Source organism: Martinezella calliandrae (assembly GCF_030272695.1).
Classification (GTDB): Bacteria; Pseudomonadota; Alphaproteobacteria; order Rhizobiales; family Rhizobiaceae; genus Rhizobium; species Rhizobium calliandrae.
The window spans coordinates 1-12,232 of sequence record NZ_JARFYN010000099.1 but is presented as its reverse complement, the minus strand read 5'-3'; the positions used below and the strand labels follow the sequence as shown (position 1 = coordinate 12,232).

The 12,232-nt window shown below is 58.5% G+C and carries 7 protein-coding genes and 3 pseudogenes; 2 read left to right on the top strand and 8 right to left on the bottom strand.

Annotation, left to right across the window (positions count from 1 at the left end; genetic code table 11):
* Positions 1–447 precede the first annotated feature (447 nt).
* Positions 448–705: a cupin domain-containing protein gene (locus tag PY650_RS37245; RefSeq protein WP_349644545.1), complete on the bottom strand. Its 258-nt coding sequence runs from the start codon at positions 703–705 to the stop codon at positions 448–450.
* Positions 706–1,035: 330 nt separating this feature from the next.
* Here PY650_RS37245 and PY650_RS35050 point away from each other — a divergent pair.
* Positions 1,036–1,215, top strand: a pseudogene (locus PY650_RS35050) (glutathione S-transferase family protein); the annotation flags it as partial.
* Here the strand turns inward: PY650_RS35050 and PY650_RS35045 are convergent.
* The 6 genes and pseudogenes from PY650_RS35045 to PY650_RS35020 all read right to left on the bottom strand — a co-directional run bounded on the left by PY650_RS35045 (position 1,151) and on the right by PY650_RS35020 (position 5,216).
* Positions 1,151–1,809 (bottom strand): annotated as a pseudogene (locus PY650_RS35045) (IS6 family transposase). The pseudogenes PY650_RS35050 and PY650_RS35045 overlap by 65 nt on opposite strands.
* 94 nt (positions 1,810–1,903) lie before the next feature.
* A pseudogene (locus tag PY650_RS35040) lies at positions 1,904–2,065 on the bottom strand (carboxymuconolactone decarboxylase family protein); the annotation flags it as partial.
* Between the two features lie 103 nt (positions 2,066–2,168).
* Entirely contained in the window at positions 2,169–2,351 is a 183-nt protein-coding gene (locus PY650_RS35035; protein WP_285884632.1) for a hypothetical protein, read from the bottom strand.
* Positions 2,352–2,538: 187 nt separating this feature from the next.
* Entirely contained in the window at positions 2,539–2,853 is a 315-nt protein-coding gene (locus PY650_RS35030; protein ID WP_285884631.1) for an antibiotic biosynthesis monooxygenase family protein, read from the bottom strand.
* A 265-nt stretch (positions 2,854–3,118) separates the two neighbouring features.
* Entirely contained in the window at positions 3,119–4,030 is a 912-nt protein-coding gene (locus tag PY650_RS35025) for a LysR family transcriptional regulator (RefSeq protein ID WP_285884630.1), read from the bottom strand.
* Between the two features lie 559 nt (positions 4,031–4,589).
* The gene (locus PY650_RS35020; RefSeq protein ID WP_285884629.1) at positions 4,590–5,216 is read right to left on the bottom strand and encodes a response regulator transcription factor; all 627 of its coding nucleotides are present in this window, start codon (positions 5,214–5,216) and stop codon (positions 4,590–4,592) included.
* 236 nt (positions 5,217–5,452) lie between these two features.
* Between PY650_RS35020 and PY650_RS35015 the strand changes: the two genes are divergently transcribed.
* Positions 5,453–5,851: a response regulator transcription factor gene (locus PY650_RS35015; protein ID WP_285884627.1), complete on the top strand. Its 399-nt coding sequence runs from the start codon at positions 5,453–5,455 to the stop codon at positions 5,849–5,851.
* Here the strand turns inward: PY650_RS35015 and PY650_RS35010 are convergent.
* The gene (locus PY650_RS35010; protein WP_285884626.1) at positions 5,760–11,693 is read right to left on the bottom strand and encodes an AAA family ATPase; all 5,934 of its coding nucleotides are present in this window, start codon (positions 11,691–11,693) and stop codon (positions 5,760–5,762) included. The genes PY650_RS35015 and PY650_RS35010 overlap by 92 nt on opposite strands.
* Positions 11,694–12,232 lie beyond the last annotated feature (539 nt).

The following is a 12,232-nucleotide window of genomic DNA, read 5'->3' as shown; positions in this document are numbered from 1 at the left end:
CGGGTGCTGCTGCATGAACGCGGGAAGCCGCGGAATGATTTCCCTGAGCGCGAAACTTATGGGCGTGCCGACGCGAAGCACCCCCCGCAGTTCTCCGGTACCGCGCGGGTTGTCCGGCTGAAGAGCGTCGCCCCGAAAAAACACGTCATACTGAGCCCGCCCTGTGACTGCTATTCAGCACCGATGCCCATCAGCAGCATGTTCTCATGTGCAACCGACTCTACGTCGCGCGCCGGCCTGGTGCAGGTCGTGCGTTGCGTAATCGGACTGGCGAAAGTGTCGATGCACGAGGTTATTACTCGGAAGTTTCACGACACACGTGACGCCGTGTCGCAATTCATGCTGTTGATGATGAGCTTCACCCCGACACTTAGCCGGCCGGCGCGTTGCATCAATCATCTGGCGCGGACGCACGGTCATGAACGCCACGCGCCGCGATCGTCGGCCCTAGGAGAACGTCAGACCGAAAGCGGCCGGATCGGGCTGCTCGCCATTCCGGGGGACCAGCAAGCGCTCCAGCCCGCCCGGCACGAAGGTGGCCAGCAGGGTCGCCTGGTCGCCGATGACCTCGATCGTATGCGGCACACCACGGGGAAGCGCCGCGTAGGCGCCTGGACCCACCTCGACGCGGGAATCGCCGACGCGCGCGATTAGCTGCCCCTCAACCACGTAGACGAGCTCGTCCTCGCGCGAGTGGGTGTGCATCGGGGGCTCCTCCCCGGCTCGCACCGTCCACAGCACAGCGCCATAATCGCCTCCGGACTGGCTGGCCTCCACTTTAATCTCGATGCTCGAGCCTCCGCTCCTAGTCACCTTCTCGCCACCGTGGGGCGGCGTTAGAACCGGCTTCTGGACTGACATTTGTAGCCTCCTGATCGTGAACTCTTATTCGACTGTCGGGATGGCGGCGAACGACCGCCGCTCACGCCCATCAACATGGGATAGCAAGCGGCGAATGAGAAATGACGTCGTGCCATGAAATCGATAGCCGTGCGTTATGATGAAGGTAAGCTTTCGGCATCGGACAAATGTAATGAAGCAACGGTCTTCGACTCGTCCGCCATTTTACTCTACTTGGCTGGGAAGACCGGTCGTTTTCTCGGCGACCCCGATGATCGTCTAGAATTATTGTCCTGGTTGCTTTTCATCGCTACCGGATTAGGACCATTTTCTGGCCAAGCGGTTCATTTTCAATACGCCGCACCAGCACCTCGATGCCATCCAATGTTGCAGACGCAGACTGGAAGGATTTGAAGCCTTTCATGGGGCGGGTCAGCTTCTTGATGAACCGGTGGTCTTGTTCAATCCTGTTGTTGAGATATTTGACTTGGAGGATTTCTATCAGCCAGAACCATCCCTGCAACAGCAGCAGCCAGTTCATATTTTGCAGTCCTGTCAAGTTAGCCCCGCTCTTGTCGATGACGACCTTTTCGGGCCGTTGTTCTCGATCGTGCGGGCAAAGAAGGCGCTGGCCGCAGCCTCATCACGATGCTCAGACAGCATGAAATCAAGCGTTTTGCCGAATTTATCGACGGCACGATAGAAATAGGTCCATTTGCCTTTCCCCTAAATGTAGGTCTCGTCCATTCGCCAAGAGCGGCTGGTCGCGGATTTTCGGCGATGAGCCCGGCGGGCAATCAAGGGTGAATATTTCACAACCCATCTGTTCAGCGTCGCGTGGTCAACGGCAACGGCGCGCTCAGCCATGATCTCTTCCAGATCGCGATAGGAGACCGCAAATCGGACGTAGAAGAACACCGCGTATAAAATCACATCTTTTGGATAGTGACTGCCTTTGAAATCGAGCATGGCGGAAACTCAACTCACCTGCGCTTCTTCACCGCGGATCTATGTCACGAGCAATCAGGTTGCAAATCCGGGGCGGAAATTTGCGACAGAACCTACTCTCGCGCGTCTTCAGGTCGAGTGCCTTGCTCAAGGAGCCGAGCAGAGTGGCCCACGAATTGAACGCAATCGGGCTCAGTGCAAAGGTAGCCAACATATTTGGGGTAAGCCCGATGTTCTTGGTGAACGCATCGAAGGTAAGCTTCGAATCGGCCGGCACCTATTCCAGGTTCGGCGCCGAGATTCTGGGCATATCAGTCTCCTGATTTTCTGGTTTGTGTCTGGACGAGTGAGCGTCGAACTCGAAGGACGCTGGAGCGAAGTCAGGCGTGGAGGGTGTCGCGATCCTCTACGTCAGCGTAGTATTGAGGTGCCTCGCGGCGGTCGTATTTCCCGTGGTCGCGCACGATCCGCACTGTCCTGAGCCTCGCATAGTCATTCAGCACTGAAGCGTCCTCGTAGGCCTGCGCCGCGACGGCATTCTTCCAGGATATAAGCAGGACCAAGTCGCCGGGCGTGACTACGGCTTCAAAGATGTCCCAGGACGTGCTGTCCGTCGCCCACGGATTTAAGCCGAGCCATTCGGCCCAGTCGTACGGATTGTTCGTCTGCTTCCACTCCGCGGGGCGCGTCGCGTTGATCAGCGTAACCGTGGTTCCCCCCCGGCCGCCGTCTCGTCGAGCCGCTGCTCCGTCAGGGCGTGCCCGACGGGTACTGGTTGTCGGCCGTGATCTGACCGACGCGGAGGCGGTAGTCTGCGAAGATATTGTCGCGGCCCTTCTGCTGCATCTCGTGATGGCGCGTGCGGGTGCGCCAACGGACGAGCGACTTTTCATCCCGCCAGCTCGAAATCGAAGGGATCCAGCCCTCGCGGATCAGGCTCTTGTAGCGGATGTTGTCGACAAAGCCTTCGACCTGCTCGAGCTCGGGGCGCAGCATCTCGGCCGCGTCGAGGTAATCACTCCAGCTCTCATTAGTTAGGAGGGCCTCGAAGATCACTGAAAACATAATCGTATCCTGGAGTGCCGCGTGGTGCGTTACCGCCGGAGCATGATATTCCGCGCAACGAATGGGAAATGACGGCACGCCATGAAGTCGATAGCGGCACGTTATGATGGTCTGACTGCTCAGAATCATCGCTCGGCGCGCGCTCACATCGGTTACATGGCGGCCCGCGCCAACGCGAAGGTAAGACGTCAGGCTGCGGATCGATCGGCTGGAAGCGATTGGCCTGGGGTGCGCGTCTGGTGTTCGTGCGATGCGGGCGCCCTCGTCAACTCCCGGACCGTTGCCCGACCTGGTCAGTACCTTCGACTGACCAGTCACGAAGCCGCGCGACCTTGACGAAAGCGTCCAGCGCCGGCGAGTAGCGGCGCCCCTGCACAGCCAGTAGCCGGACCTCCCGCAAAACCGGGTCGCCTTCGAGCGGAATGGTCTTGAGCGTCGGAAGGCGCGGCATGTGCTCGGGCAAGAGCATAACGCCGAATCCAGCCGCGGCCATGTGCTGCAAATGCAAGTCGTGACCGCTGCAGTGCCCGAGGTGGGGCGGCTTTTCAGGGAAATACAATCGTTGAATTTTCGGCGCTACGTCGCATCCAGCGCGTTCCAGCAAGACAGTTTCACGGAGGTCATCCATGCCTATTGATGGAAGGTTTGCGAGGTGGTGCGTTGGCGCGAGAACCGCGACGTAGCGCTCTCGGAATAGCAACCAGTCGTCGACGCGGGCCGGCAGGTCTTGTATGTCTCCGACCATTGCGGCGCTGATCTCTCCCTCAAGCAGGAGGTCGACGAGCTTCTCCGCGGCCTGCTCTCGCAATTCGACGTGAAGTCCGGGGACGAATTTTGCGACTTCCGCGATCGGATCGAGGACGAGTGATGCCGAGATGGAGGGGGCGAGGCCGATCTTCAGTGGCGCGACCTCCTTGTGATGGAACTCCTGGGCTCTGCGACGCACCGTCTCGGCCGAGACCAATGTGCGCTCCAGCATCGGAAGGACTTCCCTGCCAAGGTCTGTTAGCTGCGTCAGCAGGCGTTCGCGGTAGATCAACTGACCGCCTAGCTCCTGCTCGAGCTTCTGCACAGCCTTGGTCAGGGCAGGCTGTGTGACATTGCACTGCTCGGCCGCACGTGTGAAGTTGAGTGTGGACGCGACGGCCAGAAAATAGCGAACTTGATGAAGCTCCACGGATTCCTCTCCTTCAAGTTGTTGCGGGCCCGGCGGCGTTGACGGCTAACCAATGCCCGTCGCGGCCGCCGCCCGGCACGGACATATGGTCCTTGCTCGATTCACCGCGGTATCCACGTAAAGCGATGTCAGGATCGACATCCGAGTGGTGCCTTGCCTGCTCGGCAGATACGTATTTCGACAAGAGCGTCATGAGTGAAACTTGACAGCTCGAAGCGCTACGAACGATTCGGCGCGAGGTACCGTGAGATTGGCTTGTAGTTGCTTGCGCTAAACTATGGCTTAGAACGCGAATGGTCGGGCCACGCGCTCAAGTCCGTTAGCCGCTGGCGCTGCAGAGCACAGTCCGCGCAGATAGAGACCCTCGTGAACAAATGCGCTTCGCATGCGCACTCTGGGACTCTTGGTGCATAGCGCCTCTGCGGGCGTGCCATCTCTGTGCTTTCCAAACTGAGACCACCCGTAGCGGCTTATCGCGATGCGACACGAGCCGTGTCGGCCACAGGGCAAAACCCCCGCAACACCGTCACCCGACGCCGTACTGCCGAATTAAATGAGTCTACGGCTGCGGCCGGCTCACATTGAGAGTGTCCGCCATCCGGCTGAGCTCGGGAAGCGAACGCGCCTTCATCTTCCGCATCAGGTTGGTGCGGTGGACTTTCACTGTGGATTCGGCGATGCCTATGTCGTGCGCAATCTGTTTGTTCAGGCGACCGGCTACGACATGTAGCATGATTTCGCGCTCGCGGGAGCTGAGCGTGTCGAAGCGTTCCCTAAGCGCAACCAGGGCTCTTTCACTTTCCCGACGGGCGCGATCGCGGGCGAGGCCGGCGTCAACGGCGTCGAGCAGATCCTGATCCCGGAAGGGCTTTGTGAGGAACTCTATAGCGCCACCCTTCATCGCTTGCACGGTCATCGGCACGTCGGCGTGCGCCGTGATGAAGATGATCGGCACTTGCCTGTTTGCAGCAGCGAGATCGCGCTGAAGCTCAAGACCGCTTCGCCCCGGCATTCTGACGTCAAGGACAAGGCAGGTAGGTCCCTCCGGCGGGTCGGCTTTGAGAAAATCGGGAACAGACGAAAATTCAAGGGTATGCAGCCCGACGGTCCGCAACAACCGCACGACCGAATCGCGAAACTCGGGGTCGTCATCGATGAGCAAAACACTTGGATTCGCGTTATCCATCCCGGCTTCCTGCGTCTACGGAAGAAGCGCATTTCCCCACTTCAACTCCATCATCTTACGGCCAATTGTTCATGGTCAACAGCATTCGTTGCATAAGCGGATAGCCGGAGCACTAAACCATCGCTTACGCGCGGCGTCATTGCATTCTTGAGGAATATCTCTGACACTAAAAATTGCATGTAGGCGCGAAAGTCATCCGCCAATAGGGGGAGCGAGAAAGGTGCTTCGAAACCGCAATGACGAACCGTACACTCATATCTGTGGTCGACGATGATGAGCCCTATCGCGATTCAATGCGAAAACTCATAACATTACTCGGCTACACTGTCGAAGCGTTTTCGTCGGCAGCCGACTTTCTGAGATCGCGTCACCTGCCTGATACCGCCTGCCTGATCGCCGACGTTCACATGCCCGGAATGAACGGGATCGAGTTGCACCAGCATTTGGTCGATGCAGGGCACGCCATCCCGACGATCCTGGTTACCGCTTACCCCGATGAGGTCGTCAGGGATCGGGCTCTAAAGGCGGGGATTCTTAGCTACCTCAGCAAGCCGGTGGACGACGAACATCTCGAGCGATGTCTGCGTTCGGCTCTGCAGCCACGTCCCATGACGCGTCGTCCGCCGGCAGTGTGAACTGAAATACCGCGCCCCGAGGTTCGTTCGGTTCCGCCCACAACTTGCCCCCATGAGCGTGGATAATGGAGCGGCATATTGATAGCCCCATCCCGGTCCCGCTGGACTTCGTAGTGTAAAAGGCATCGAAGACTCGATCGAGATGTTGCGCATCGATGCCCGGTCCTGAATCGCGTATGGCTATGAGGGCGCCTGTCTGGTCCTGCTTAGTGCCAATCAACAGCTCTCTTGGTCCCTCTTCAATTGAGCTCATTGCTTCAGCTGCGTTAAGAATCAGATTAAGCAAGACCTGTTGCAACTGAATGCGATCTGCCAGAAGCGGGAGAAGCCCTTCAGCAAGGCGCGTTTGGACCGAAACCCCATTCCTGCTGGTCACGCTTTGCGCCAATACGAGCACTTCGCTGATCGCCTCGTTGAGATCAAAGCACTCTTTTCGTGGGGGCGCCTTCTTGATGTGATCGCGCATGCGCCCGACGATGGCGGCGGCCCGGTCAGCGTCCCTGACAACACAACCGAGCGCGTCCCTGACTTCACCCAGGTTCGGCGGACTCATGTCTAAAAAGCGCATCCCCGCACGAGCATTGTTGCGAGCGGTCGCGATCGGGTGCAGAATTTCGTGAGAGAGCGAGGCGGCCAATTCTCCCATCATGCTCACGCGGTTCATATGGGCGAAGTCCAACTCGAGTTGGCGCAGTTTTTCACGTTCGTCGTGAGCCCGCCGCCGCTCCGTCACATCGACGGTTGTAGAGATAACCTCTGCCAAGGCCCCCCCCGGCGAGAACACATGATAGCTGGTTCCCTCGACCCACTTGATTGTTCCATCTGGTAGACGAATTCTGAACTCCGCGATCATATCTGTTTTTTGATCCACGGCCCCTTGAACCGCCGCCCATACTCTGTCGCGGTCGTCTGGGTGAATGCGTTCCCACATACTTTGTCGACTTGGAACGCCCTGCACTGGATCAAACCCCCAGATCCTGTAACTCTCATCCGACCAATAAATGTAGCGCATCGTTGTCGCGTCGTAGATCCAGTTTCCGGTGCGACTAAGTCTCTGTGCTTGGCTAAGTGCTTCCTCGATACGCTTGCGCTCCGTCAAATCGAGCACGAATGCGAGGCCCTCGTCGCCTCCTTCCTTGAACAGAGTGGCGCCAATGAGCACAGGAACGCGACTGCCGTCTTTCCGAAGATACTCCTTCTCGAAGGGCTGAACGATCCCAGTTGAATTCAGTTTTGCCAGAGTCGACGTGTCGCGCTCGCGCCACTCCGGCGCGGACAGGTCGGTCCAGCGCACGCGTCCCGAGATCAACTCTTCACGCTCATATCCCAAGATGCGCAGAAACGCGTCATTGGCCTCAAGGATCCGACCTTCGCGGTCGGCGATGATGATCCCGATGATATTAGAGTCGACTAAACGCCGAATCTTGCGTTCGCGATCTTCGATGTCGCGATAAAGCCGCGAATTCTGGAGCGATATCGCCGCCTGCGACGCAAGCACCCTCAACAAAGCGACGCGATCGGGCGTAAAGACGCCGGGCGTCAGATTGTTCTCCAGGTAGAGAATGCCCGTTAGCCTTCCCTGGTTTATCAGCGGCAAACACAGCATGGAACGGAGACCGCTCTCAACGATGTAAGGATCGACAGAGAACGGATTTTGAGATGACGCATCGTCGAGAATAACGCTTTCCCGAGTGCGCAGGACATAGTGGAGCACCGACTCCGGCAGCACCGTCGCAGCCGCTTCCTCATCGCGCAGATGCACGGCCACCAAATCGCGATCGGTCGTGGCTTCCGCGGCGATCCTCTGCTCAGTGCCGCGTGAAAGAATCAATAGGCCTCGTTCGGCACCGGCTTGTTCAAGCGCCGTACGCATGAGCATTTCGAGCAACTTCTCCAGCACGATCTCGCCGGATACGGCCTGGGACACCTTGATCACGGTTGCGAGGTCGAGTTGCTCGACAGACGCGGCGATCGTGCTTGCCGAATCGGGCGTGGGCCTTTCCAATCTGGGGCCTGCATACGTCGCATCGAGTTGGCGAACCTTGCCGTCGGCGCCCCAGCGCAAGTAGCAGTCCCGGGCGTTGCGCATATACAGGTGTGAGATTTCCTTGAAACCGCAAGCGTCGTGAAAGCGTGCCGCCAACTCTCTGGCGAGCGCCTCGTTGTGGACAAAGCCACTTGTCTGCGCCGAACGAATGGCCTGTTCGTAGAGGTTCATTGCAGCGAAGGCGCGGCCATCAATGCGGGCAATCTCCGCGCCGACCAACAACGCACGGTCTGCGAAGTTTTCGGGACAAGCCGCGGCCCAGCTCGCAAGCGGGCGGTGATGGAGATTTAAGGCGTCCAGTACCGATGCCTGCTGGCCAACAGAAGTCGCGTCACAGAAGGCCGCGTACGACAAGGCGCTGTAAAAGTGATAGTCGGCCGTCTCCATGATGGTGAGAGACATGCTCAATAGCGGCTGCGCCCTCGACGCGGCGTCGATCGCTGCCGCGTAGTCTCCAGCCATAAAGCGGGCTTGCAACTTGCAAATCCAATACAGGCATTGGCCGGCCGTCGCTGCCGAGGCTTTCGTGAAATCGCGTTCGATTCGCTGCTCGTCAAACTGCTCATAATTCAAGGAGCCGAACCGCACCGTCTTGCCGCGCAACATTCGCACTACTGCGACTGCCGCACTGAGGAATTCAAAGCCTTGCTGTATTTGGCGAGACCTTGCCCTGTCGGCTTCCCGTTCGACATCGGCAAGCGGATCACCCACCGTAAGCAGATTGAGTACCCTTAGATGGAAGCAGATGCCCGCATACACAAGGTCACCGGCTGTCTGCGCCGCGTCGAATGCGCGGTCCATCAGTTCGCAGCACGTTCTGATATGCTTCCTCCAAGGCATGACCAAATTACCGAAGTTCAGGTACACGCCCGCCTGGAAACGCCACAGAGCACGCTCCTCCACGAGCTCATAAGCGAGTTGCCCGACACGATATGCACCCTCGTACTCACCGAACCCTAGGCCGACAATCATACCAAACCGGGCATACGCGACCGCAGACGCGTCGCTGTTGCCGCGATCCAAGGTAAGGCGGAGCATTTCGCACACCGCGAGCGTGTAGAGGTTGAAGTCGGTGTATTGCGCCGGAGATGAGAGGCGGTTCAGGACGTCCAGCAAGACGAGGGATGCCGGGTCGGTCATCACAGGAAGCGCCTTAAGTTCCTCGGTCGTGCGCCGGTCGAGCTCCGACCAGATTCGCCGATACGCTGTGCGCGCGTCCTCATCGGTTGGATGCGGCGACCAGTTGATGCCGAGGTAATTCAGGTATTCGAGACCGACAGCGACCGCCCGGCTTGGTCGATTGAGCCTGATGTAAAGGTCGATTCCGAGGCGCGCCACCGCCGCTCGATCAGCCACATTCGTGACGCGCGCAGATAATGCCGTCCAGTGGCTTTCCGCGTCCGAGAGCGCGCCGGTCAACAGTTCGCATTCCGCGCGATGAAAATCGAGCGTGAAGATAAGCTCCCAACGACGCTCCCAGCAATCTTCTGCCAATAGACTTCGACCTGCGACGAAATAACTGAGCGCCGAAACGTATGCAGTAGATGAGTTGGCGCGCAGGCCTGCCGCCAGGTTAAATTCCGCGGCTCGTTCGCGTTCATCGATTGATTCAATCAAATGACCAGCTCGGTTGAGCTGATTGACGATTTCGAAGGTCGCTTCGTCTCCCTTCTTCGGAGATGTCCGCGCCGCAAGCAGCCGTCCTATTCGAAGATGCGTCTCGCCGCGCAGCCGCTCCGGGATCAGTGCATAGGCGGCCTCTTGGACGCGATCATGGACGAACCGGTAAGCACCTCCCGCGCGCTCGACCATTTCTTGATGGCGCGCGGGCCACAGAACCGTATCGAGCTGCTCCTCCGACATCCCGAGGATGATCGAAAGTGCCATGCTCTCGGCAGTGTTTCCGAGACAAGCCAACTGCCGCAACGCGCTCTGCGTCGCGATCGGAAGCCGGGCGAGCTTCCCCACCATGAGATCAACCACATTGTCGGTGTAGCCCTTGGCGTGAATTCGGTCGATATCCCACGACCAGCGCGCGCCATCATGATCGAATGCCAGCAAGCCTTCTTCGACGAGCGACGACAGGAACCGAATGGCGAAAAACGGATTGCCGTCGGTCTTAGCATGCAACAGCTTCGCAAGTGGTGCGGCGCGCTCCGGCGGACAGCGAAGAGCGTCCGCAACCAATTTCCCAACATGCTCCTGGTCGAGCTGCTCAAGCCTGATTTCCACGACCTTTCCGTTAGCGGCCTTGATGGCGCCGAGCTTTTTCATTAGCGGATGGGTTGCAGTGACTTCGTTGTCGCGATAGGCGCCGACCAGCATGAGATACTGAATGTCCGAGCGCACAAGGTCTTCCAACAGATCAAGGGTCGCCGCGTCGAGCCATTGCAGGTCGTCGAGGAAGAGCGCGAGAGGTTGGTTCGCGCGGGCAAATACGCTTATAAAGCGACGAAATACGACTTGAAATCGGCGTTGTGCCTGCTGTGGAGGCAGCTCGAGGACCGATGGCTGGTCTCCGATGATTAGCTTCAGTTCGGGTATGAGATCGGTCATGAGGCGCCCTTCCGATCCCAGCGCCTCTAGAAGCGCGTGGCGCCAACTCGCCAATTCCATATCGTTCTTGCTGAGGAGGGGCCTGATGAGGCTTTGGAAGGCCTGCACCAGTGTCGCGTAAGGAATGTCGCGCTTGTACTGGTCGAACTTGCCAAACGCGAACAGACCGCGTGGCTGCACGAGCACTTTGTGTAGCTCCTCGACGACGGAGGACTTACCGATTCCGGAATATCCTGAAACCAGCACCAATTCCGGGACACCGGTTTTGGTGATGCGGTCGAAGCAGGATACCAACGTCGTGATCTCGCGATCTCGCCCGTACAGCCTTTCGGGGATCAACAGTTGGCTTGGCGTGTCTTGCGAGCCGATCGGGAAGTCATCGATGCGGCGACGCTCTTCCCACTGGACCAAGCAGCGTCGAAGATCGCGCTCGACACCGCCAGCGGTCTGGTAACGATCCTCCGGCGTCTTGGCGAGCAGCTTCATAACGATCGCCGAGACTTGCGCTGGAACACTCTCGAGCCGCTTCCTTGGCGGCACCGGTTTTCTGGCAATATGGCAGTGCACCCACTCCATCGGATCGGTGGCCGTTAGGGGGAGAACTCCTGTGAGCATTTGGTACAAAGTGATGCCGAGGGCGTAGAGATCGCTGCGGGCGTCGATCGACCGGTTCATCCGCCCGGTTTGCTCGGGCGCCATGTAGGCAAGCGTGCCGGCGATGGTCTCCGGCGGGTCGGGTGCCTGCCGCTCGCGGGACAGGCGCGATGCGATACCGAACCCGGTGAATCGCACGTGTCCGTCTGCGCAGTTCACAACAATATTCGCTGGCTTGATGTCTTTGTGGATGAGCCCGTGCCGATGAAGTTTGCCCAGAGCCGCGGTAGCAGCGACAGCCAGGGTCAAGAACGGCTCTATCTCCATCGGCCCATCGAGCAAATGGTCAAGCGGCTCGCCGCCCGGATCATCCAGCATCAGCACGGTTCGGCCGGTCTCGCGCATGAGTGTCACCGGTCGCGCCGCCCACGCCCCATCGAGTACATCTTTCAGCTCGTATTCGTGCGTGAGACGATCGAGAATGGAGGGAGAGGGGTGCTCGGCGGCGGGAACTACGACCAGCACGGCGCGCCGGTTGCCATTTTCGTCAAGTCGCCAGCCGCGGCTGAACACGCGCTCGCCGTCCTCCCACAACACCTGAGAGTTACCGTCCGAGTCTGCGGCGTCCAGGGACTGGTGCACCATCTAATCTGGCTCCGGCGTTGGGCTTCGGCCTGAAGCCCACTCAAGGGCTATGGCTCTGCTCGAGCGCGCTTTGCAGAATAATATAATTAATCCAAAGTTTGAGGGCGACAACCGATCACAGGTGGGCTGGAAGTTGCACTTGTCAGCAACCGGTAGTCAGCGCCGGACAATGCGCTACTTTCGTCAGGCCAGACAGCTTCGATCGGAGCTCATGTCCGTAAAACTTAAAATTATCCCGAAATAACAACACCATATGATGAAGAACCATCCTCCGTACCAATGGCGACGGCTTGCGAGAGGGACTAGCGCAAAATTGTGGAATTCTTTGGTGATTTTGCGGTGGATTTGAACAATCGGATACGGGGAAGAGCGGTGTCGTAGAAACGGCGGAGAGAGTGGGAGTCAAACCCACGGCTTTGATCATTCAATTCGAGCGATGGTGTCGGGCGAAATGAGAAACTGACCCCCTAACGAAGCGAAGAACTGACCCCTCGTATCAAAACGAGGAGAGATGGATGTCGAGCGAGATTTCATCGCAT